The following is a 20,433-nucleotide window of genomic DNA, read 5'->3' as shown; positions in this document are numbered from 1 at the left end:
GATGGGATTCCGACAAGATTCTGTTCGCGACGGCTTGCATTCTGCGCTAAGGGTACTGGTAAGGCGCAAAAGGTTTCGCGCCGGAAAACCTGCGTTCGTCGTCCGGCACGCACGTTTTTGGAGAGATTTGCGGGCGAACCGGGAAGACGATCAGAGCTTATGGGTTTCGATAAAGGTGGCCGCGGGAACCGTGGCGGGCGTGGCCGCGACAAGCGGGACAGCTTCGGCGGCGGTGACGAAGGCGGCTTCGGCGGCGGCGGCAGCAGCTTTGGCGGTGGTGGCGATCGCTTCGGCGGCGGCGGCAGCAGCTATGGCGGCGGCGGCAGCAGCTACGGTGGCGGCGGTGGCAGCAGCTACGGCGGCGGCGGCGGTGGCGGCGATCGCTTCGGCGGCGGCGGCAGCGGCGGTGGTTTCCGCAGCGGCGGCGGCGGTGGCGGCGGCTTCTCGGGCGGTGGCGGCGGCGCAGGCCGCGGCATGCCCCCCCAGGTCGTTGGCGAAGGAACCGGCGTGGTCAAGTTCTTCAACGCACAGAAGGGCTTCGGCTTCGTCGTTCGCGATGACGGCGGCGAGGACGTGTTCGTTCACATCAGCGCAGTCGAGCAGGCTGGCATGACCGGTCTGGCCGAGGGTCAGCCGCTTGGCTTCACCCTGGTCGACCGCGGTGGCCGCATCTCGGCAACCGAGCTCAAGATCGACGGCGAGCCGATGGCCGTCACCGACCGCGGCCCGCCGCGCGACCGTGACGAAGCCCCCCGCGGCGGTGCCGGTGGCGGCGCTCCTGCAGGTGGCGGCGCACAGCGCCAGCTGACCGGCGAGAAGGCGACCGGAACGGTCAAGTTCTTCAACGCGATGAAGGGCTTCGGCTTTATCCAGCGCGACGACGGACAGCCCGATGCATTCGTGCACATCTCGGCCGTCGAGCGCGCCGGCATGGCGACGCTGAACGAGGGCGACAAGCTCGAGTTCGAGCTCGAGGTGGATCGTCGTGGCAAGTACGCCGCGGTCAACCTCAGCGCAGGCGGCTGAGCCGACTCCTGATCCGGATCCGTCCGTGATCGGAAAAGTCATGATTGCGGTCGGTCTCGCTTTGGCGGGGCCGGCCGTTTTCGTGCGCGCGGGGGATGCGGGGCAGGGCACACCTGCCGCCGCGCCCGCAGCCGCTCCCGCAGCCTCACCTACTACCGCACCCGTGCCGATGCTGACCGCGACGGTCGTCGCGCGCTATCCCCACGACACCACTGCCTTCACCGAAGGCCTGCTCTGGCATGACGGCGCGCTCTACGAGAGCACCGGTCAACCGGGCGCCTCGGATGTCCGCCGCGTTCGCCTCGCCGACGGCAAGACGCTCGCCAAGGCCACAATCCCCGCCGCGCAGTTCGGCGAAGGCCTCGCCTTATGGGCCGGCCAGCTCATCAGCCTGACCTGGCACGACGGCATCGCGCATCGCTGGGACGTCCGTACGCTCAAGCCCAAGGGGCAACTCCGCTACACCGGCGAGGGCTGGGGCCTGACCGCCGATGCGACCTCGCTGATCCAGTCCGATGGCTCGGCCGCGTTGATCGTCCGCGATCCGGTCACGCTCGCCGAACGCCGCCGCGTCCCCGTCACGATCGACGGCCGACCGCTCCGCGACATCAACGAACTCGAATATGTTCGCGGCGCGGTGCTAGCCAATGTCTGGCGCACCGGCTTCCTGGTCCGCATCGACCCCGCCACCGGCCGCGTCACCGCGATCGTCGACCTGCGCCCGCTGGTCGCCGAGATCGGCCCGACCGGGACCGATTCGGTGCTCAACGGCATCGCCTGGGATGCGAAGGGCGACCGCCTGTTCGTCACCGGCAAATACTGGCGCACCCTGTTCGAGATCAGGATCGACGAACCGCGTCGCTAGCCGAAATTCCGGCATCGCAGTGAAGGACCCGTCGATGCCCGTTACCCGCCCCCTTTACTGGACCGACCTCGGCCTGTCGCCGATCGCGCTGCAACTCGGCCCGCTCGCGATCCACTGGTATGCGCTCAGCTACCTCGCGATGATCCTCCTCGGCTGGTGGTATCTGCGGCTGCTGGTGCGCCAGCCGGATGCGCCGATGACCGCAGACCAGGTCGACGACCTCGTCCCGATGGTGACGCTCGGCGTCATCCTTGGCGGGCGGCTCGGATACACGTTGGTCTATCGCCCCGACATCTGGCGCCATCCGCTCGACGTGCTGAAGCTGTGGGAGGGCGGGATGTCGCTGCACGGTGGCCTGGTCGGCGTGCTGGTCGTGCTCGCGCTGTTCGCCCGCCGACACCGTATCGACCTGCTCCGCCTCTGTGACTACGTCGCCTGTGCGACGCCGTTCGGGCTGATCCTCGTTCGCATCGCGAACTTCGTGAACGGCGAACTCTGGGGGCGCCCGACCGACCGTCCCTGGGGCATGGTATTCCCCGGTGCGGGCGACGGGCTGCCCCGCCATCCCAGCCAGCTCTACGAAGCGGGACTCGAGGGCGTGGTGATGCTGGTCGTACTTGCCGTGCTGTTCTGGCGAACCGGTGCGCGCCGCCGACCCGGGCTGCTGCTTGGCGTCGGGTTGCTGATCTACGGTCTCGCGCGGTTTTCGCTCGAATGGTTTCGCCAGCCCGACCGCGGGTTGGAGCATCTGTGGTGGGGACTGACGATGGGACAGACGCTGAGCGCACCGATCCTGGTGGCCAGCGTGTACCTGCTGCTGCGGACGATACCGGCCTCGGCGCACAGGCCGGCGTGAATCTGGCGCGTTTCCTCCGATTTCTGTTCGGCGTAAGGCTGAACCACGCATCCTTTAAGATGACAGAAAGTTCATGTTCGGGCTAACGGCCCCCGAGATCAACCAGTGAAAGGCGCGTACGAATGAGGAAGTTCAAGGATCTGATCGACGGCTATTACCGCTTCCGCGGCAACGAATGGATCGACGAGCGCGAGAAATGGACCGAGCTGGCCGGCGGCCAGACCCCCAAGGTGATGGTGATCGCCTGCTCCGACAGCCGCGTCGATCCCGCGACGATCTTCGGCACGCGCCCGGGCGAAGTGTTCGTGGTCCGCAACGTCGCCAATCTGGTCCCGCCGTTCGATCCCAGCGGCGGCCTGCACGGCGTCTCGGCCGCGGTCGAATTCGCCGTCACCGCGCTCAAGGTCGAAGAGATCCTCGTGCTCGGTCACGGCCAGTGCGGCGGCGTGAAGGCCTCGCTTTCGGGCGCGCTGCGCGATGCAAAGCCGGGCGAGGGCGGTTTCGTCGCGGAATGGATCAAGCTGCTCGACGGCGCCCGCGAGAAGGTGGTGGCGGAGGTCGGCACCGGTGCCGAGGGCCAGACCGCGCTCGAGAAGGAAGGCGTGAAGGTCTCGATCGAGAATTTGAAGACCTTCCCGTTCGTCCAGGCCGGCCTCGATGCCGGCACGTTGAGCATTGAAGGCGCAGTGTTCGCGATCGACGACGGCAAGCTGATGGTGCTGGGCGAAGACGGCAATTTCGCCGCGGCCTGATGCGGCGATCCTCCCCCTCCGGGGGGAGGATTTCGCTGTCCTACACGCGCCCGATCGGCAAGGCTTCGCGCCGGTCTTTGAAACCGTGAATGCCTCCTGCTCCGATCCGGAACACTAGGCCTCGGGCGTGACTTTTGTGACCTTTGGCGGGCAGATCAGACGATCATCCGCCGCAGTGTCTCGATCCGGTCGGCTTCCGCGGCCGGCTTGTCGGTCCGGATCCGTGCGATCCGGGGAAACCGCATCGCGACGCCGGATTTGTGCCGCTTCGACTCGTGCAGCGAATCGAACGCGATCTCCAGCACCAGCGTCTTCTCGACCTCGCGCACCGGGCCGAACCGGTTGAGCGTGTTGCGCCGCACGAAGCTGTCGAGCATCTTCAGCTCCTCGTCGGTGATCCCCGAATAGGCTTTCCCGACCGGCAGCAGCTCGCCCTCCTCGGTCCAGCAGCCGAACGTATAGTCGGAATAGAACGACGATCGCCGCCCGCTGCCGCGCTGCGCATACATCATCACGCAGTCCGCGGTCAGCGGATCGCGCTTCCATTTGTACCACAGCCCGACTCGCCGCCCGCCGACATAGGGTGAATCGCGCCGCTTCAGCATCACCCCCTCGATCGCCGCATCGCGCGCGCCGGCGCGAATCGCTTCCAGTGCGGTGAAATCCTCCGCCTCGATGACCTGGCTCAGATCGAAGCGTTCCGGATCCAGCCGCGGCATGAAGGCTTCCAGCCGCGCCCGCCGATCGGTCCAGGCCAGTTCGCGCAAATCCTCGGCGCCATCGAACAGGATGTCGTAGAGCCGGACGAACGCCGGATACTCCGCCTGCATCTTGGCCGACACCACCTTGCGGCCCAGCCGCTGCTGCAACGCGTTGAAGCTGGCCGCACCGCCGCCATCCTCCAGCGCGCCGCCCTGATGCTCGCCCTTCACCAGCAATTCGCCGTCGACCGCACCGGGCGTGTTGAACGCCGCTGCGACCTCCGGGAAGCTGCCCGTCACATCGTCGCCGGTCCGGCTGTACAGCCGCGTCTGCCCGGCGACATGGACGATCTGCACGCGGATGCCGTCCCATTTCCATTCGGCGGCATAGTCGGCCAGGTCGACGCGGTTATCCTCCAGGCCGTGGGCGAGCATGAACGGCCGGAACACCGGCACGTCGGCCGGCGTCGGCTGCGCGCCCGTCCCGGCGCCCCAGGCGAACAGGCTTTCATAGGGCGGGGCGAGGCCATGCCAGACCTCCTCGACCGCATCCACCTCGAGCCCGAACGCATTCGCCAGCGCGGTCTTGGCAAGCCGCGCCGACACCCCGATGCGCAGCGCCCCGGTCGCCATCTTGAGCAGCGCGAACCGCTCCTCGGCATCCGATCGGTCGAGCATGCCGGCCAGCACTCCCGGCGCGTCGGACCGGGAAAGATGCATCAGGCCATCGACGACCTGGCTGACCGACAGCGGCGCGGGGTCGACCGGGGTCACCGGTTCGGGCCACAGCAGCGCGACCGTCTCGGCGGTATCCCCGACATAGTCGCGGCTCATTCGGAACAGCACGGGATCGACCCGCGACTCGATCAGCGCGCGGATCATCGCCGGCTTCACCCCCGGCAGGTCGAGATCACCCGTCAGCGCCGCCATCGCCCAGCCCCGATCGGGGTCCGGCGTCGCCAGCAGGTAATCGGCGATCAGCTTCAGCTTGGCGTTGCGCGACCGGGTATAGATCAGCGAATCGAGCAGGGCCGCGAACGCGTGCATGCTATCGAGATCAGTCGATCGCGTTCTTGATCCCCTTGCCCGCGAGCAACCCGAGCACGAGGAAGATCACGAACAGCGCGATCGCGATGAAGAACAGGATCTTGGCGATCCCGATGAACGCTCCGCCCACGCCGCCGAAGCCGAGCAACGCCAGCACGAGGCCGATGACGAGAAAGGTGACGGCGAGCTTGAGCATTGTTTGTCTCCTGTTCCACCCTCAACCGGCGGCGCGCGCGTCCGTTCCGTCGACCGGATCGCGCGGTCAGATCAGGCCGAGCGCACCAAGCCCGAGGATCGCTCCGGCGAGCAGGAAGGCGATGCCGATCCCGATTCGCAACGGCTTCAGCGGTAGCCGGGTCCAGGCGGTCTCGCCCATCAGTGCGGCGGGGACCACCACCGCCATCGACCCGATCGTCGCGCCGACCGCGGCCAGCGCCGGCACCGGGCTGCGCGCGGCGATCGTGACGACGATGAACTGCACGCCGTCGCCGAACGCGAGGATGAACAGTCCGAGCGCGGCGGTGGCCAGCGCGCCGATTCGCCAGCGTTCGAGCCGCTCGGGTGTCTTGATCGGGAACAGCGCGCCGCCGCCCTGCAACAGGATCGCCAGCGCCAGCATCAACTGCTTGGCGTTGGGCGCCAGCATCGGCCCCAACAGCGTGCCGGCAAACGCCGCCGTCCCGCTCGCGGCCAGGATGGCGAGCGCCGCCATCGCGATTACGCGGGCCGCGCCGTAGCGGTCCGCAAGGATCGCCGCGAGCCACGCGGTACGATCGCCGACTTGCGCCAGCGCGGCGGCGACCAGCGCCGCCATCAACGCATCCACTATCCGGCCAGCCGCACCGAACACGCCGCCGCGAACGCATGGCAGGCCTGCACGTCCTGCCGCTCGCTGACGATCGCATCGCCGAGCAACGTCAGCCAGCCATGGACCAGCGCGCCGTGTTCCCCGCGCGACAGGGCCGAATCGACGAAATGCGCGACCGTGACCGCCGGGTTCAGCCCGTTGCGGTGCGCGATGATCCGGATCGCGTCGATCGCGGGGGCCAGTTCGCACGCTCGGGAATAGGGCGCCCGCACGTCGATCGCGGCGATGCGTGCCGCAAGGTCGGCCTTCACCTCGCCCAGCTCCTCGAAGTGTCCCAGTACTTGCCCCAGCATCTGCCCCATGGTCGCATCCTTTATCCTATGCGCGCATGGTGCGCCCAGGGTGGTAAACACGCGGTTTCCGACGCCGAAGAGTTGACTTGGCCGCACCGATGCGCCATGCGCCGCCACTGATAGAGCGGCGGCGTTGCCCGCCGCTTTCGCATTTTTACAGCTTTAGGGATTGGGCGCATGGCCAAGCCGACTACCGTCAAGATCAAGCTCGTCAGCACCGCGGACACCGGCTTCTTCTACGTCACCAAGAAGAACCCGCGTACCAAGACCGAGAAGCTCTCGTTCTCGAAGTACGATCCCGTCGTGCGCAAGCATGTCGAGTTCAAGGAAGCCAAGATCAAGTAATCCGCACGGCGCCCCCGGGCGCCGTCCGCATTACCGGCGATCCAGAGCCGCGGGCGCCTGCGCCCGCGGCTTTCTCGCGTCTGCGCTAGTCCGATGCTCACCCTCTCCGTCACCTCAGCGAAGGCTTGGGTCTCCCGGTAATAGGTCGCACCCTCGCCGCACGAGACCCCAGCCTTCGCTGGGGTGACGGAGGCTGTCAGACCAGCGCGCCTACCGCATCCATGAACCGCGCCAGGCTGATCGGCTTCGACACATACGCATCCGCCCCCGCGGCGCGGATCCGCTCCTCGTCGTCGCGTCCGGCATAGGCGGTCACCGCCATCACCGGGATCGCCTGCAACGTCGCATCGGCCTTTAGTTCCAGGATGATTTCGTACCCGGTCACGTGCGGCATCTGGATGTCCATGACGATCAGGTCCGGCGCGAAGTCGCGGGCCCGCGCCACCGCCTCGCGGCCGTCGCGCACCGGTTCCGCGGTGAAGTCGTGTGCCCTCAGCAAGTCACAGAAAAGTTTGAGGTTCAGTTCGTTGTCCTCGACAACGAGCACCTTCTTTGCCACCCGAGCGGTCCCTTCGATAAGAGGCGACGATAGGCAATGCGGACGCGCGATTCAAACGAAGTCGCCAATCGCGACGATGCGGAAGGCCTGGCGCTACGCGCGCTGGTCTGGACGCTCGCCGAGCAGGACCGCGCGGAGCGGCTGCTCGCGGTGACCGGCCTCGATCCCGACGACCTGCGCGCCCGCGCCGGTGAACCCGCGGTACTGTCCGAAGTGCTCGGCTTCCTCGAAAACTACGAACCCGACCTGATCGCCTGTGCGGAATCGCTGGGGGTGAAGCCCGAGATGCTGGTCCGCGCCCGCGCGCTGATCGACGGGTCCGGCATCGACGAAGCGGGGTTCGACGCATGAGGCCGCTGCTGATCTCCGACTGCGACGAGGTGCTGCTGCACATGGTCCGGCATTTCGGCACCTGGCTGGGCGAGCGCCACGATATCGATTTCGCGATGAAGCATGGCGACTTCTCCGACGCGATGACGCGCCGCGACGGGGGGCTGCCGCCGACCCGCGAAGAGATGTGGGCGATGCTCGGCGAGTTCTTCCCAGGCGAGATGCACCGCCAGACGCTGGTCCCGCACGCGGTCGATGCGCTCCGGCGGCTCGGCACGGTCGCCGACATCGTCATCCTGACCAACCTGCGGGACGAGTGCCAGCAGCCCCGGGTCACGCAGCTGGCACAGTTCGACATCAACCACCGCGTGGTCTGCAACCAGGGCGGCAAGGGCACGCCGGTGGCCGATCTGGTCGCCGAATATGACGCATCGGTCACGGTGTTCGTCGACGACCTCGCGGTTCATCACGCCTCGGTCGCGAAGCACGCGCCCGGCGTCCACCGGCTGCACATGGTCTCCGAACCGACGCTGGCGGTACACGTGCCGAAAGCTCCGGAGGCGCATGCGCGAATCGACGACTGGCAGGAAGCCGCCGACTGGATCGCCGCGCGGTTCGCGGACGGAGTGCCCGCCCGCGCCTGATCGCCTTAGCCGAAGACCCGCGCGAAGATCGTGTCGACGTGCTTCAGGTGATAGCCGAGATCGAACTTGTCCTCGAGCTCGGCGTCCGACAGCGTGACCTCGGGATCGGCCTTGAGCAGTTCGAGCAGCGACAGCGCGCCGTCGGAATCCCACACCTTCATCGCGTTGCGCTGGACCAGGCGATACGAGTCCTCGCGGCTCACGCCGGCCTGGGTGAGCGCGAGCAGCACGCGCTGTGAATGGACCAGGCCGCCCATCTTGTTGAGGTTCTTGAGCATCCGCTCGGGGTAGACGACCAGTTTGTCCATCACCCCGGTCAGCCGCGCGAGCGCGAAGTCGAGCGTGATCGTCGCATCGGGACCGACATAGCGCTCGACCGACGAGTGCGAGATGTCGCGCTCATGCCACAGCGCGACATTCTCGAGCGCGGGCGTGACATAGCCGCGGACCATGCGCGCAAGGCCGGTGAGGTTCTCGGTCAGCACCGGGTTGCGCTTGTGCGGCATCGCCGACGAACCCTTTTGCCCGGGCGAGAAATATTCCTCGGCCTCGAGGACTTCGGTGCGCTGCAGATGGCGGACTTCGGTGGCCAGGCGCTCGATCGAGCTGGCGATGACGCCCAGCGTCGCGAAGAACATCGCGTGGCGATCGCGCGGGATGACCTGGGTCGAGACGGGTTCGACCGACAGGCCGAGCTTCTCGGCGACATAGCTTTCGACGAACGGATCGATGTTGGCGAAGGTGCCGACAGCGCCGGAGATCGCGCAGGTCGCGACGTCGTCCTTGGCGGCCACCAGCCTCGCGCGGTTGCGGGCGAACTCGGCATAGGCCTGCGCCATCTTGAGCCCGAAGGTCACGGGTTCGGCGTGGATGCCGTGGCTGCGCCCGATCGTCGGGGTCATCTTGTGCTCGATCGCGCGGCGCTTGAGCACCACCAGCAACGCGTCGATGTCGGCGATCAGGATGTCGCTCGCCTTGGCGAGCTGCACCGCGAGGCAGGTGTCGAGGACGTCGGACGAGGTCATGCCCTGGTGCATGAAGCGCGCCTCGGGTCCGACATGCTCGGCGACGTTGGTCAGGAAGGCGATGACGTCGTGCTTGGTCTCGCGCTCGATCTCGTCGATGCGGTCGACCTCGAACGCGCCCTTGGCCCAGATCGCCGCGGCGGCTTCCTTTGGCACCACGCCCAGTTCGGCGAGCGCGTCGGTGGCGTGCGCCTCGATCTCGAACCAGATCTGGAAGCGCGCTTCGGGCGTCCAGATCGCGACCATGTCGGGGCGGGAATAGCGGGGGACCATGGGTTACCTCTGGGACGCGGGGAAGGGGTGGGCGCGACCAGAGGCCGGACCCGTCCCCGCCGGGTAGCAGGCCCGCGGCACGGGCACAAACCAGGCGGGTGGGAACCTATTGGGCGAGTCGAAGGTTTGTTCCGTCGCCTGCTCGAAAGATCGCGTCTGTGATATTCGAGTAACGGGTCCGATAAAAACGGAGAGACGCAATGTTGAAGTATGTCCTGCTGGCTGGTGCCATGACAATCGCCGCTCCCGCGATTGCGCAGACCGCACCGCAGACCGGCGCGAATTCTACACGGTCCGCCACGACCGGTGCCGTTGCTCCTGCAACCCCCGCGACGACTGCCGACGCGGCACCCGCAACGCCGCAAGCGGCAACCGATCCCTCCACGGCAACGGCTCAGACCACCGCGCCGACCGAGCAGGTCGCGACCGGCAGCCAGGTGGCGCAGGTCGTCGAGGCCGAGTTCCCGACCTACGACAAGGACGGTGACGGCAAGCTGAGCCAGACCGAATTCAGCGCTTGGATGATCGCGCTGAAGACGAAGACCGATCCAAGCACCAAGGCAACCAGCGCCGAGACCAAGAAGTGGAACACGGCCGCCTTCGCGCAGGCCGATACCGACAAGAGCAAGTCGGTGACCAAGGAAGAACTCACCGGGTTCCTCTCGAAGGGCTGAAGTCCGCCTCGTCACGCGGAGAACGCCGCCGGGTTCGCGCCCGGCGGTCTTTTTATGACTGCTTCGGACAGATGGAGCGGCCGCCTAGATCAGCCCCTGCGCCCTAAGGCTCGTATAGCCGCCGGTGCCGATGATGATGTGGTCGTGCACCGCGATCCCCAGCCGCTTGCCGGCCTCGGCGATCGAGCGGGTGATCTCGATGTCGGCGCGGCTTGGGGTCGGGTCGCCGCTGGGGTGGTTGTGGACCAGGATGATCGCGGCCGATCCGGTCTCCAGTGCGCGGCGGATGACTTCGCGGACATGGACCGCGGCCTGGTCGATCGACCCCTCGCTCATCACCTCGTCGCGGACCAGCATGTTCCTGGTGTTGAGATGCAGCACGCGGAAGCGTTCGATGGTGTGGTGGGCCATGTCGGCACGTAGGTAATCCAGCAGCGCCTGCCAGTTGGCGAGAACCGGCCGCGCGGCGACATCGGCCTGGACCAGGCGGATCGCCGCGGCGTGCGCGATCTTGATCGCGGCGGTCGCGGTCTCGCCCATGCCCGGGACCCTCGCCAGCGCTTCGCCGTCGGCGGTCAGCACGCCTCCGATCCCGCCGAACTCGCGCAACAGTGCATAGGCGAGGGTCTTGGTATCGCGGCGGGGAATCGCGAGTGCGAGCAGATATTCGATCAGTTCGTGATCGAGCAGCGCGTCGCCGCCTTGCGCCAGCCGCTGGCGCAACCGGGCGCGGTGGCCGGTCTTGTCGTCGGGGACGTCGCCATCGGCCATGATCCGATGCTAGCAGCGCCCGCGCGCCATGCAATTGCTGTCGCGGATGGTCCCGCCTATGCTCGGGGTACGCGTAATGGAGTGGATGGGTGAGCGAGACGAGCGATACAGGGGTCGTCCCTCGCCGTCGGCGTTTGCGGATCCTGCTCGGCACATCGCTGCTCGTCCCCGTAGCGCTGGGATCCATGTGGGTGGCGCGGCGGCCGATCGCCGAAGGATTCATCGACCGCGAACTGGCCAAGGCGGGCGTGCCGGCGCGGTACGGCATCGCCGATTTCGGGCTGGCGGGGCAGCGGCTCACCAACGTCGTGCTGGGCGATCCGGCGAACCCCGACTTGGTCGCGGACTGGGTCGAGACGCGGACCGGGATCGGCCTGTCGGGCCCCTATCTGATCGGTGTGCGCGCGGGGCATGTCCGGATGCGCGGGCGGCTGGTCGATGGGCATGTGTCGCTAGGCGCGATCGACCGGTTGCTGCCGGCGCCGTCGGGCAAGCCGTTCGCGCTGCCCGCGCTCGACGTCGATGTCGCGGATGCGCGGATGCGGCTGGAGACGCCGCAGGGGCTGGTCGGGTTGAAGCTGTCGGGATCGGGCGTGCTGAACGACGGGTTTCGCGGGACCCTGGCGGCGGTGAGCGATCGGCTGGCGCTGGGCGGGTGTGCAGCGTCGCAGCTGTCTGCGGCGGTGCGGCTACGCGTGGACTCGGACAGGCCGAGCATCGTCGGGCCGGTCCGTGCGGCGAAATTTGCTTGCGGCACGACGCAGGTTTCGGGCTTGGCGGCGAACATCGACCTCGGGCTGTCGGCGGCGCTCGATCGCTGGCGGGGGACTGCGCAGATGGCGAGCGGTGCGGTGCGGGCGTCCGGCGTCGCGGCGGGCGGGGTGCGCGGGACGGTCGGGTTCGACGGCACCGCGGCGGCGACCGGCGGTACGCTCGATCTGACCGGGGTCGGCGTAAGAGCGGACGCGGGGCGGGCCGCGCAGGTGCAGTTCGCCGGCGCCTATCGAATCGATGCGGAGACGCGCTTCGACGGCACCGTGCGGGCCACCGGCGCGGCGGTCGCGCCGGCGATAGTGGCGCGGGTCGCCAAGTCGGGTGCGGCGGCGGCGGGCACGCCTGTCGCGCCGCTGGCTGCGGCCGCGACGGATGCGCTGGCGTCCGCCGCACGCGACTTCGGCGGCGACGGCGCGGTATCGGTTCGGATGCGGGGCAACACCGGCTCGGCGGTGCTGTCGCGGCTCGCGCTCGCATCTCGAAGCGGCGCGCGCGTGGGGCTGTCGGGTGGTAGCGGGGTCACGATCGGCTGGCCTGCGGGGAGCGTCCGGGTCGATACCGCGATCACGATGCAGGGCGGCGGGCTGCCCGAGGCTTGCGTGTCGCTGGCGCAGTCGCGGGCGGGCGCGGCGATCCGCGGGGTGGCGCGGATGGCGCCCTATGCGGCGGCAGGCGCGCGGCTGGCGCTGACGCCGGTGACGTTCGATGCGACCCCGGGTGGCGCGACCGCGATTCGCACGACGGCGACGCTGAGCGGCCCGATCGGCGCCGGCCGGGTCGAGGACCTGTCGCTGCCGGTTGCGGCGACCTGGGACGGCGGCGCGCGGATCGTCGTCAACACCGCGTGCGCGCCGCTGGCGGTGCGACGGCTGATGCTGTCGGGACTGGTGCTGGCGCCCGCACGGCTGACGCTGTGTCCGGTCGACGGCGCGCTGGTGCGGGTCGAGAATGGGAGGATCGGCGGCGGGTTCAGGGTGGCGGCGACCACGCTGTCGGGCACGCTGGGCACCACGCCGGTCGCGCTGACCGCCGCAGGTGCGACGCTGCGGTTGGCCGATCGCGGGTTCGTGGTGGAGGGCATCGGCACCCGGATCGGCGCGCCAAACCGGATGACCCGACTTGACTTTGCGCGGGTCGAAGGACGGATCGGCGCGGGCGGTCTGGCGGGCAGCTTCGCGGGCGCCGCGGGGCAGATCGCCAACGTGCCGTTGCTGCTGGATGCCGCCCAGGGCGACTGGACGCTGGCCAACGGCGCGCTGAAGCTTGCGGGGGCGATGACGGTGTCCGACGCCGCCGCCAGCGCGCGGTTCAAGCCGCTCTCGGCGCGGACCGTGACGCTGGCGCTCGCCAAGGGCAGGATTACGGCGGGCGGCACGCTGTTCGAGCCCGCCACCAATGCCAAGGTGGCGGATGTGACGCTGGTCCATGATCTGGGCGCAGGCGCGGGGCATGCCGACCTTGCGGTACCAGGGATCGCTTTTGCCAAGGGGGCACTGCAACCGGAGGCGCTGACGCCGCTGACGTTTGGCGTGATCGCCGACGTCAACGGCACGGTTTCGGGCGAGGGGCATATCGACTGGTCCGCGGCGGGCGTGACCAGCACCGGCGTGTTCCGCACCGCGGGCACCGATCTGGCGGCGGCGTTCGGACCGGTGACGGGGATCGCGACCGAGATCCGCTTCACCGACCTGCTCAATCTGCAGAGCGCGCCCGGGCAGGTCGCGACGATCAGGACGCTCAATCCGGGTATTCCGGTCAACGACGGGACGATCCGCTACCAGACGCTGCCCGGCGCGCGTGTGCAGGTCGAAGGCGGGCGCTGGCCGTTTGCCGGCGGCACGCTGACGCTGGATTCCACGCTGCTCGATTTTTCCGCGCCCAAGGAACGGCGAATGACGTTCCACGTCGCCGGCATGGCCGCGGACCAGTTCTTGCAGCAGTTCGATTTCAAGAATTTGAACGCGACCGGCGTGTTCGACGGTGTGCTCCCGATGATCTTCGACGAGACCGGCGGACGGATCGAGGGCGGCGACCTGAAGGTGCGCCCTGGTGGCGGGACGATCGCCTATGTCGGCGATCTCAGCCAGAAGGACCTGGGGTTGTGGAGCAACATCGCGTTCCAGGCGCTGAAGTCGCTCCGCTACAAGTCGCTGCGCGTCGGCATGAACGGACCGCTGGCCGGTGAAATGGTCACCGACGTGCGCTTCGAAGGTATCAGCCAGGGCGTCGGCGCGAAATCCAATTTTCTGGTCCGCCGGCTGCAGAAGCTGCCGTTCGTGTTCAACATCCGCATTACCGCGCCATTTCGCGGGCTGCTGGATTCGGCGCAAAGCTTCTACGATCCGAAACGGCTGCTCAGACGGCCGCCGGCGTCGCCCGTCATTCCCCCCGACATTCAGCCCACCGAAAGCAGAATCGTGCCATGACCGAAACAGGATTGCAGAAGTTGGAGAGGACGCCGATCTTGGGTCGGATGACGAGGATGATCATCGTGTCGGTTCTGGGTGCGGCGAGCCTGTCGGGGTGCGTCAACGTCTCGGCGCCCGACAAGCCGATCGAGATCAACCTCAACATCAAAGTGACTCAGGACGTCGTGGTTCGGCTCGATGGCGAGGCGAAACAGGTGATCCAGCAGAATCCGGGGATTTTCTGATGAACGCGTTCAGCAAGAACAGGGTCTTTGTCATGGTTGCCGCCGCCGTGGCCCTAGGCGGCCTGTCGACCGCGGCGATCGCGCAGCGCGACCCGGCCTATGCCGCAGCGCGTGCCGGCGGTGAGATTGGCGAGCAGCCCGACGGGTATCTGGGGCTGGTCGGGGCAGCGAGCGGCGAGCTTCGCGCGCTGGTCAACAACATCAATATCCAGCGCAAGTCGGCCTATACCGCAAAGGCGCAGGCGAGCGGCGCGACCGTCGAGCAGCTGGCGTTCACCAGTGGCTGCAACCTGATCCTGCAGACCAGTGCTGGCGAGAAGTACAAGACGCCCGAGGGTGTGTGGAAGACGCGGACGGGTGCAGCGCCCGAGCGCGATTCGCGGTGTGTGTGACGCCATAGCCGTCATCCCAGCGTAGGCTGGGATCTCGTGCGGCAAGCGCGCGCTCGGTTACGGGAGGCCCCAGCCTTCGCTGGGGAGACGGGTTTTTTGGGAGGCGCGCTCGCGTACGCGTACCTCCCCGGCATGACAGTCCCGTCACACCGGTTGACTTGGCCACCCCCCCTTTCTAAACGGACCGCGCCTTGGCGGGATCGCTCGTCGCTGCGCGTTTCTCCCCGGTCGATAACAGGTGGAGGGGCTTGCGTGGCGGAGATCGAACCCGGACAGGACCCCCAGGGTGTCGAAGATCCACGGTTTTCCGCGCTCGACGAGCGATTGCGGGAAGCCCGCGGTCGAGAGGCGCTCAATACGGGGCAGGGAGGACCGGACGCCGAGCGAGGCTATTCGCAAGGCAATCGCGTCATCTCCGCCCTGATCGGGAGTCTCGTCGGCAGTGCGCTGATCGGCTGGTTGATAGACCGCTGGTTCGGCACCGCGCCATGGGGGCTGATCGTGTTGCTGTTCCTCGGAATAGCGGTCGCGTTCAGGCAGATCATTCGAATTTCAGGCGAACGCCCGGAGTAGCCGGGCGTTTGTCGTTTCAAGACGGCAGGGATTCCACGTGGCGGCAGAACAGGGCGGCAAGATCGATCCGATGCACCAGTTCCTGATCGAGCCGGCGTTCGGCTCGCACTGGATCGTGGGTGGCTATGACCTGTCGTTCACCAATTCCGCATTGTGGATGGTGGTGACGCTGGCCGCGCTGTGGGCATTCATGATCGGCGGCATGAAGCGCGATCTGGTGCCCGGGCGCTGGCAGATGGCGGTCGAGGGCTTCACCGGGTTCATCTCGGGCATGCTGACGCAGAACATCGGTCCCGACGGCAAGCGCTTCGTGCCCTATGTCTTCTCGCTGTTCATGTTCATCCTGTTCGCGAACATCATCGGCCTGCTCCCGTTCGGCATCGTTCCCGGCGTGCACCCGTTCACCGTGACCAGCCACATGACCGTCACCGGCGTGCTGGCGCTGATCAGCTTCGGGATCGTCCTGCTCGTCGGTTTCGGCAAGCACGGCTTCCACTTCTTCTCGCTGTTCGTACCGAGCGGCACGCCGGCGCTGATGATCCCGCTGATCTTCGTGGTCGAGCTGATGTCGTTCCTGGTGCGGCCGTTCTCGCTCGGCCTGCGACTGTTCGTGGCGATGACCGCGGGGCATATCCTGCTCAAGGTGCTCGCGGCGTTCGTGATCAACGGCATCAACATGGGGCCGGGCTATATCGCGATCGTCAGCCTGCCCAGTTTCGTGCTGATGGTCGGGATCACGCTGCTCGAGCTGCTGGTCGCCGCGATCCAGGCCTATGTGTTCGCGTTGCTGACGTCGGTCTATCTGAACGACGCCGTGAACCTTCACTAAGTTTCCTCTTCACTACTGATTTTCCAAGGGAGTTTTCGACATGGACGCACAAGCAGCAAAGATGATCGGTGCCGGCCTCGCAGCGATCGGCATGGGCCTCGCCGCACTCGGCGTGGGCAACGTGTTCGCCCAGTTCCTCGCCGGCGCCCTGCGCAACCCGGGCGCCGCCGACAGCCAGCAGGGCCGTCTGTTCATCGGTTTCGCAGCCGCCGAGCTTCTCGGCCTGCTCGCCTTCGTGACGATGATCATCCTGGTGTTCGTCGCCTAACACCCGTTGTTTCGGCCGGGCGACCCTCGTCCGGCCGTACCAACAAGGACTGCCAATGCCCCAGATTTCCCAGATAGCCGCCACCTACGCGTCGCAGATCTTCTGGCTGCTCATCACCTTCGGCATCCTGTATTTCGGGATCGGCAAGGCGATGGTACCCAAGATCGTGTCCACGGTGGACGCGCGCGAAGCGCGGATCGCGGGCGATCTGGCGGCGGCCGAGGCTGCACGGGCTTCGGCCGACAAGGTCCAGGCCGACTGGCAGGCCGAGATGGACGGTGCCCGCGTCGCGGCGCAGGCCGAAACGGCTGCCGCCGCAAAGCGGGCGACCGCGACGTTCGAGCAGCAGGTCCATGCGGCCGATGTCGAACTGGCCGAACGCCTGGGCCATCACGATCTCGCGGTGGCGAACGCCAAGGCGGAGGCGCTGTCGAACCTGTCGGGTGTCGCTGCCGAGGTCGCACAGCAACTGACCGCCAAGGTCGCCGGACTCCAGGTCAGCCTGGATGCGGCGAGCGATGCGGTGCGTAGGACGACGGCGCATGGCTAATCCAGATTCGGCCGCAAAGGTCATCCACGGCGAGGGCATGGCGCCCGAGGGCGCGATCGACAACCAGGGTATCCAGGGTCACACGACCGCGCCCGGCGGCGTCGAGCATGTGCCCGATCCGACCGCGCTTGGCCTGACCTCGACCGGTTGGGTCGCGGTGGCGATGATCGTCGTGATCCTGCTGATGCTGTGGAAGAAGGTGCCCGGGATGATCGGGCGCATGCTCGACGGCCGCATCGCGACGATCCGCACCCAGCTCGACGAGGCCAAGGCGCTGCGCGCCGAGGCCGAGGCGTTGCGCGCGGAATATGAAGCGAAGGCGAAGGCTGCGCACGGCGAGGCCGAAGCGATGCGCGCGCATGCGCACCACGACGCTGCGGCGATCATCGCCAAGGCCAAGGCGAGCGCCGAGGACCTGATGCAACGCCGCGCGAAGATGGCCGAGGGCAAGATCGCCGCCGCCGAACGCGCCGCGATCGCCGAGGTCCGCGCGCGGGCTGCGGATGCGGCTGCCAAGGCGGCGGGCGTGCTGATCGCCGAGCATCTTGGTGCGGACGCGGACCGGGCGATGATCGATCGCTCGATTTCGGGGCTTGGTCGCCCGAACTGATCTGACGATGCCCCCGCGACCGCGGGGGCAGATCCTTTTCAATATCGACGGCCGTCTCTTCCCGGGTTTCCGGCGGTCGTATCTCCAACCTGAGCCCGTTGGAGATCTGTGTGTCCTGGCTTATCCTCGCCGTTGCCGTCGTTACCGAAATCTGCTGGGCGCTCAGCCTCAAATGGGCCGCGACGATCGCCACCTGGCAAGCGTCGAGCGTGCCGATCATCCTCAGCTTCGTGAACATGGGCCTCCTCGCGCTTGCGATGCGCGGACTGCCGGCGGGGACCGCCTATGCGATCTGGACCGGCGCGGGCGCGATCGGCGTGATCATCGGTGGCGTGATCCTGTTCGGCGACAAGGTCAGCGGCGTGCAGGCGTGTTTCATGGCGGTGACCGTGGTCGGTATCGTCGGAACCAAAATCTTCGCGCAGGCCTGACCGCTCGCAGGGCGAAGATTGATTCACGCAAAGCCGCAAAGGCGCGAAGAGAAGGTGATTCACGCGGAGACGCGGAGGTTGCTGCGTTTCGGACTGCGGTGCCGGACCACTGCAAGCTGATTCGGGCCTTCGGCGGTTTCGGGCAAACGCTGCCCCACCCAATCTTCTCTCCGCGTCTCCGCGTCTCCGCGTGAATCAAACTTCTCTTCGCGTCTTTGCGGCTTCGCGTGAAAACCACTCCTGCCTGAGGCAAAGACGATCGCTGGCATAAGCCCTCCGCACTCCCTAGATTCCTCAGCAATGTCGTCCCCCAATTCCCCCGACCGGTTCAACGAAGACAAATCCACGTTCGCCGTCCGCGGTGGAGGCGAGGCGCCGGACATCCAGGCGGGCGTCGCTGCGATCCGCAACGTGCTCGACACGTTGCCGGTGCGGCCAGGGGTGTACCGGATGCAGGATGCGCGTGGGGACGTGCTGTATGTCGGCAAGGCGCGCGCGCTGAAGAACCGCGTGGCGAATTACGTCCAGGTCGATCGGCTCACCAAGCGGCTGCAGCGAATGGTCGCGCAGACCCGGTCGATGACGATCGTCACCACCAACAACGAGGCCGAGGCGCTGCTGCTCGAATCGCAGCTGATCAAGCGGTACCGTCCGGCGTACAACGTGCTGTTGCGCGACGATAAGAGCTTTCCGTTCATCCTGCTCCGCGACGACCATGACTTCCCGCGGGTGCAGAAGCATCGCGGCGCGCGGCGGGCGAAGGGCAATTATTACGGTCCGTTCGCCAGCGCGGGATCGGTCAACAACACGCTGAACGCATTGCAGAAGCTGTTCCTGCTGCGGTCGTGCACCGACAGTTTCTTCAAGACCCGCGACCGGCCATGCCTGCTTTATCAGATCAAGCGGTGTTCGGCGCCGTGCGTCGGGCGGATCGACGCGGGCGGCTACAACGAGCTCGTCGAGGATGCCAAGGCCTTCCTCGGTGGCAAGTCGACCGGGGTGCAGGCGAAGCTCGGCGCGCAGATGCAGGCCGCCGCGGAGAACATGGATTTCGAGCTGGCCGCGCTGCTGCGCGACCGGCTCCGCGCGCTGACCTTCATCCAGGGTACGCAGGCGATCAACGCGGAGGGTGTCGGCGACGCCGATATCTTCGCGATGGCGTGCAAGGACGGCCTCATCGGCATCCAGGCGTTCTTCATCCGCGGCGGGCAGAACTGGGGGCATCGCAGCTTCTTCCCGCAGCACACCAACGACGTTCCCGAGGACGAGGTGCTGACGAGTTTTCTCGGCCAGTTCTATGAAGAGGTGCCGCCGCCGAAGCAGATTCTGCTCGACCGCGAACTGCCCGAGGGCGCGTTGCTGGTCGAGGCGCTGGGCGAGCGCGCCGGCTACCGGATCGCGCTGCAGGTGCCGCAGCGCGGCGATCGCGCGCGGTTGATGGATCAGGCCAAACGCAACGCGATCGAGGCGATCGAACGGCGCCAGGCGGAGAGTACGACGCAGGCCAAGCTGCTGCGCGAAGTCGCCGATCTGTTCGACCTGCCCGAACCGCCCAACCGCATCGAGGTCTACGACAACAGCCACATCCAGGGCACCAACGCGGTCGGTGCGATGGTCGTCGCGGGGCCCGAGGGATTCAGGAAGGGCCAGTATCGAAAGTTCAACATCAAGAACAAGGACACCGTGCCGGGCGACGATTTCGGCATGATGCGCGAGGTCTTCACGCGGCGGTTCGCACGCGCGCAGGCCGAGGACCCCGATCGCGACGGCGGCGAATGGCCCGACCTGGTGCTGATCGACGGCGGCAAGGGACAGCTCAACGCGGCGCGCGCCGTGCTGGAGGATCTGGGGATCGAGGACGTCAATCTGGTCGGCGTCGCCAAGGGACCCGATCACGGCCGCGAGGGGCGCGAGATCTTCCACATGCTCGACGGGCGGGATTTCCAGCTGCCGGTCAACGCACCGGTGCTGTTCTACCTCCAGCGGCTGCGCGACGAGGTCCACCGGTTCGTGATCGGCGCGCACCGCGACAAGCGCAGCAAGGCGATCGGCGCGAGCCCGCTAGACGAAGTGCCGGGGATCGGTCCGGCGCGAAAGAAGGCTTTGCTGATGCACTTCGGCACAGGGCGCGCCGTGCGCAATGCGAGTCTGCAGGATCTGCAGCAGGCGCCCGGTGTATCCGCGGGTGTCGCGCAACAGGTGTATGATTTCTACCATTCGCGGTGAGGGCTGTAGCGGCGTGCGCTGACCGGCAAGCGGGGGAAGGCGTTGAACGCGGCGGTTTTTAAAAATCGCGCAACGCAATTTTCATTCCGGGCTGCTAG

Annotated in this window: 25 protein-coding genes; 18 read left to right on the top strand and 7 right to left on the bottom strand. The window is 67.2% G+C overall.

Features of this window, described 5'->3' with window-relative positions:
* Nucleotides 1-159: 159 nt before the first annotated feature.
* From SJY20_RS16085 to SJY20_RS16070, 4 genes are all read left to right on the top strand, one after another.
* Nucleotides 160-1,026, top strand: coding sequence for a cold-shock protein (locus SJY20_RS16085; protein WP_380787917.1), 867 nt, complete (start codon nt 160-162; stop codon nt 1,024-1,026).
* A 25-nt stretch (nt 1,027-1,051) separates the two neighbouring features.
* Nucleotides 1,052-1,891 carry a glutaminyl-peptide cyclotransferase gene (locus tag SJY20_RS16080; protein ID WP_380787916.1) on the top strand — a complete coding sequence of 280 codons (840 nt, stop codon included), beginning with the start codon at nt 1,052-1,054 and terminating at the stop codon, nt 1,889-1,891.
* 34 nt (nt 1,892-1,925) lie between these two features.
* The gene (lgt, locus tag SJY20_RS16075) at nt 1,926-2,747 is read left to right on the top strand and encodes a prolipoprotein diacylglyceryl transferase (protein ID WP_380787915.1); all 822 of its coding nucleotides are present in this window, start codon (nt 1,926-1,928) and stop codon (nt 2,745-2,747) included.
* A gap of 122 nt (nt 2,748-2,869) precedes the next feature.
* Nucleotides 2,870-3,499, top strand: a complete 630-nt coding sequence (locus tag SJY20_RS16070) for a carbonic anhydrase (protein ID WP_380787914.1) — start codon at nt 2,870-2,872, stop codon at nt 3,497-3,499.
* Between the two features lie 155 nt (nt 3,500-3,654).
* Here SJY20_RS16070 and SJY20_RS16065 read toward each other — a convergent pair whose 3' ends face one another.
* The 4 genes from SJY20_RS16065 to SJY20_RS16050 all read right to left on the bottom strand — a co-directional run bounded on the left by SJY20_RS16065 (nt 3,655) and on the right by SJY20_RS16050 (nt 6,417).
* Nucleotides 3,655-5,247 (bottom strand): cisplatin damage response ATP-dependent DNA ligase, encoded by a 1,593-nt coding sequence (locus SJY20_RS16065; RefSeq protein WP_380787913.1) that lies wholly within the window; start codon nt 5,245-5,247, stop codon nt 3,655-3,657.
* A 10-nt stretch (nt 5,248-5,257) separates the two neighbouring features.
* Nucleotides 5,258-5,443 (bottom strand): DUF1328 domain-containing protein, encoded by a 186-nt coding sequence (locus tag SJY20_RS16060; protein ID WP_056054463.1) that lies wholly within the window; start codon nt 5,441-5,443, stop codon nt 5,258-5,260.
* Between the two features lie 66 nt (nt 5,444-5,509).
* On the bottom strand, nt 5,510-6,061 hold the full coding sequence (locus SJY20_RS16055) for a TMEM165/GDT1 family protein (protein ID WP_380787912.1): 552 nt from the start codon (nt 6,059-6,061) through the stop codon (nt 5,510-5,512).
* 11 nt (nt 6,062-6,072) lie between these two features.
* Complete coding sequence (locus tag SJY20_RS16050) at nt 6,073-6,417, bottom strand: hypothetical protein (protein WP_380787911.1); 345 nt, start codon at nt 6,415-6,417, stop codon at nt 6,073-6,075.
* A gap of 168 nt (nt 6,418-6,585) precedes the next feature.
* Between SJY20_RS16050 and rpmG the strand changes: the two genes are divergently transcribed.
* On the top strand, nt 6,586-6,753 hold the full coding sequence (gene rpmG / locus SJY20_RS16045; protein ID WP_017977469.1) for a 50S ribosomal protein L33: 168 nt from the start codon (nt 6,586-6,588) through the stop codon (nt 6,751-6,753).
* 196 nt (nt 6,754-6,949) lie between these two features.
* Here the strand turns inward: rpmG and SJY20_RS16040 are convergent, their stop codons facing one another.
* Nucleotides 6,950-7,312 carry a response regulator gene (locus tag SJY20_RS16040; RefSeq protein WP_380787910.1) on the bottom strand — a complete coding sequence of 121 codons (363 nt, stop codon included), beginning with the start codon at nt 7,310-7,312 and terminating at the stop codon, nt 6,950-6,952.
* Between the two features lie 36 nt (nt 7,313-7,348).
* Between SJY20_RS16040 and SJY20_RS16035 the strand changes: the two genes are divergently transcribed.
* Both SJY20_RS16035 and SJY20_RS16030 read left to right on the top strand, forming a co-directional pair.
* Nucleotides 7,349-7,663 (top strand): DUF3572 domain-containing protein, encoded by a 315-nt coding sequence (locus tag SJY20_RS16035; RefSeq protein WP_380787909.1) that lies wholly within the window; start codon nt 7,349-7,351, stop codon nt 7,661-7,663.
* On the top strand, nt 7,660-8,286 hold the full coding sequence (locus tag SJY20_RS16030; RefSeq protein ID WP_380787908.1) for an HAD family hydrolase: 627 nt from the start codon (nt 7,660-7,662) through the stop codon (nt 8,284-8,286). Before SJY20_RS16035 ends, SJY20_RS16030 begins: the two co-directional genes overlap by 4 nt.
* A gap of 5 nt (nt 8,287-8,291) precedes the next feature.
* Here SJY20_RS16030 and purB read toward each other — a convergent pair whose 3' ends face one another.
* Nucleotides 8,292-9,584 (bottom strand): adenylosuccinate lyase, encoded by a 1,293-nt coding sequence (purB, locus tag SJY20_RS16025; RefSeq protein ID WP_380787907.1) that lies wholly within the window; start codon nt 9,582-9,584, stop codon nt 8,292-8,294.
* A 200-nt stretch (nt 9,585-9,784) separates the two neighbouring features.
* Between purB and SJY20_RS16020 the strand changes: the two genes are divergently transcribed.
* Nucleotides 9,785-10,258 carry an EF-hand domain-containing protein gene (locus SJY20_RS16020; protein ID WP_380787906.1) on the top strand — a complete coding sequence of 158 codons (474 nt, stop codon included), beginning with the start codon at nt 9,785-9,787 and terminating at the stop codon, nt 10,256-10,258.
* An 84-nt stretch (nt 10,259-10,342) separates the two neighbouring features.
* Here SJY20_RS16020 and radC read toward each other — a convergent pair whose 3' ends face one another.
* On the bottom strand, nt 10,343-11,029 hold the full coding sequence (gene radC, locus SJY20_RS16015; protein WP_380787905.1) for a DNA repair protein RadC: 687 nt from the start codon (nt 11,027-11,029) through the stop codon (nt 10,343-10,345).
* Nucleotides 11,030-11,118: 89 nt separating this feature from the next.
* Between radC and SJY20_RS16010 the strand changes: the two genes are divergently transcribed.
* From SJY20_RS16010 to uvrC, 10 genes are all read left to right on the top strand, one after another.
* Nucleotides 11,119-14,229: a YdbH domain-containing protein gene (locus SJY20_RS16010; protein ID WP_380787904.1), complete on the top strand. Its 3,111-nt coding sequence runs from the start codon at nt 11,119-11,121 to the stop codon at nt 14,227-14,229.
* Nucleotides 14,230-14,276: 47 nt separating this feature from the next.
* Nucleotides 14,277-14,456 carry a YnbE family lipoprotein gene (locus SJY20_RS16005; protein WP_147083857.1) on the top strand — a complete coding sequence of 60 codons (180 nt, stop codon included), beginning with the start codon at nt 14,277-14,279 and terminating at the stop codon, nt 14,454-14,456.
* A 32-nt stretch (nt 14,457-14,488) separates the two neighbouring features.
* Nucleotides 14,489-14,848, top strand: coding sequence for a YdbL family protein (locus SJY20_RS16000; protein WP_380787903.1), 360 nt, complete (start codon nt 14,489-14,491; stop codon nt 14,846-14,848).
* Nucleotides 14,849-15,100: 252 nt separating this feature from the next.
* Nucleotides 15,101-15,421, top strand: coding sequence for an AtpZ/AtpI family protein (locus tag SJY20_RS15995; RefSeq protein ID WP_380787902.1), 321 nt, complete (start codon nt 15,101-15,103; stop codon nt 15,419-15,421).
* 70 nt (nt 15,422-15,491) lie between these two features.
* On the top strand, nt 15,492-16,250 hold the full coding sequence (locus SJY20_RS15990; protein ID WP_380788753.1) for a F0F1 ATP synthase subunit A: 759 nt from the start codon (nt 15,492-15,494) through the stop codon (nt 16,248-16,250).
* A 40-nt stretch (nt 16,251-16,290) separates the two neighbouring features.
* Nucleotides 16,291-16,518: a F0F1 ATP synthase subunit C gene (locus SJY20_RS15985; RefSeq protein ID WP_055873230.1), complete on the top strand. Its 228-nt coding sequence runs from the start codon at nt 16,291-16,293 to the stop codon at nt 16,516-16,518.
* 55 nt (nt 16,519-16,573) lie between these two features.
* On the top strand, nt 16,574-17,068 hold the full coding sequence (locus SJY20_RS15980) for an ATPase (RefSeq protein WP_380787901.1): 495 nt from the start codon (nt 16,574-16,576) through the stop codon (nt 17,066-17,068).
* Between the two features lie 37 nt (nt 17,069-17,105).
* Complete coding sequence (locus tag SJY20_RS15975) at nt 17,106-17,678, top strand: hypothetical protein (protein ID WP_380788751.1); 573 nt, start codon at nt 17,106-17,108, stop codon at nt 17,676-17,678.
* 110 nt (nt 17,679-17,788) lie between these two features.
* Nucleotides 17,789-18,109: a DMT family transporter gene (locus tag SJY20_RS15970; protein WP_380787900.1), complete on the top strand. Its 321-nt coding sequence runs from the start codon at nt 17,789-17,791 to the stop codon at nt 18,107-18,109.
* A 300-nt stretch (nt 18,110-18,409) separates the two neighbouring features.
* Complete coding sequence (gene uvrC / locus SJY20_RS15965; RefSeq protein ID WP_380787899.1) at nt 18,410-20,335, top strand: excinuclease ABC subunit UvrC; 1,926 nt, start codon at nt 18,410-18,412, stop codon at nt 20,333-20,335.
* The last annotated feature ends 98 nt before the right edge of the window (nt 20,336-20,433 follow it).

The organism is Sphingomonas sp. R86521 (assembly GCF_042466235.1).
Classification (GTDB): Bacteria; Pseudomonadota; Alphaproteobacteria; order Sphingomonadales; family Sphingomonadaceae; genus Sphingomonas.
Note: the sequence above shows the minus strand (reverse complement) of the source record. Positions and strands in the feature narration are given on the sequence as shown.

Coding starts and splice junctions, on each gene's coding strand:
- SJY20_RS16085 (WP_380787917.1), top strand. CDS start 160: ATGGGTTTCGATAAAGGTGGCCGCGGGAACCGTGGCGGGCGTGGCCGC.
- lgt (WP_380787915.1), top strand. CDS start 1,926: ATGCCCGTTACCCGCCCCCTTTACTGGACCGACCTCGGCCTGTCGCCG.
- SJY20_RS16070 (WP_380787914.1), top strand. CDS start 2,870: ATGAGGAAGTTCAAGGATCTGATCGACGGCTATTACCGCTTCCGCGGC.
- SJY20_RS16065 (WP_380787913.1), bottom strand. CDS start 5,247: ATGCACGCGTTCGCGGCCCTGCTCGATTCGCTGATCTATACCCGGTCG.
- SJY20_RS16060 (WP_056054463.1), bottom strand. CDS start 5,443: ATGCTCAAGCTCGCCGTCACCTTTCTCGTCATCGGCCTCGTGCTGGCG.
- SJY20_RS16055 (WP_380787912.1), bottom strand. CDS start 6,061: ATGGCGGCGCTGGTCGCCGCCGCGCTGGCGCAAGTCGGCGATCGTACC.
- SJY20_RS16050 (WP_380787911.1), bottom strand. CDS start 6,417: ATGGGGCAGATGCTGGGGCAAGTACTGGGACACTTCGAGGAGCTGGGC.
- rpmG (WP_017977469.1), top strand. CDS start 6,586: ATGGCCAAGCCGACTACCGTCAAGATCAAGCTCGTCAGCACCGCGGAC.
- SJY20_RS16035 (WP_380787909.1), top strand. CDS start 7,349: ATGCGGACGCGCGATTCAAACGAAGTCGCCAATCGCGACGATGCGGAA.
- SJY20_RS16030 (WP_380787908.1), top strand. CDS start 7,660: ATGAGGCCGCTGCTGATCTCCGACTGCGACGAGGTGCTGCTGCACATG.
- purB (WP_380787907.1), bottom strand. CDS start 9,584: ATGGTCCCCCGCTATTCCCGCCCCGACATGGTCGCGATCTGGACGCCC.
- SJY20_RS16020 (WP_380787906.1), top strand. CDS start 9,785: ATGTTGAAGTATGTCCTGCTGGCTGGTGCCATGACAATCGCCGCTCCC.
- radC (WP_380787905.1), bottom strand. CDS start 11,029: ATGGCCGATGGCGACGTCCCCGACGACAAGACCGGCCACCGCGCCCGG.
- SJY20_RS16005 (WP_147083857.1), top strand. CDS start 14,277: ATGACGAGGATGATCATCGTGTCGGTTCTGGGTGCGGCGAGCCTGTCG.
- SJY20_RS16000 (WP_380787903.1), top strand. CDS start 14,489: ATGGTTGCCGCCGCCGTGGCCCTAGGCGGCCTGTCGACCGCGGCGATC.
- SJY20_RS15990 (WP_380788753.1), top strand. CDS start 15,492: ATGCACCAGTTCCTGATCGAGCCGGCGTTCGGCTCGCACTGGATCGTG.
- SJY20_RS15985 (WP_055873230.1), top strand. CDS start 16,291: ATGGACGCACAAGCAGCAAAGATGATCGGTGCCGGCCTCGCAGCGATC.
- SJY20_RS15980 (WP_380787901.1), top strand. CDS start 16,574: ATGCCCCAGATTTCCCAGATAGCCGCCACCTACGCGTCGCAGATCTTC.
- SJY20_RS15975 (WP_380788751.1), top strand. CDS start 17,106: ATGGCGCCCGAGGGCGCGATCGACAACCAGGGTATCCAGGGTCACACG.
- uvrC (WP_380787899.1), top strand. CDS start 18,410: ATGTCGTCCCCCAATTCCCCCGACCGGTTCAACGAAGACAAATCCACG.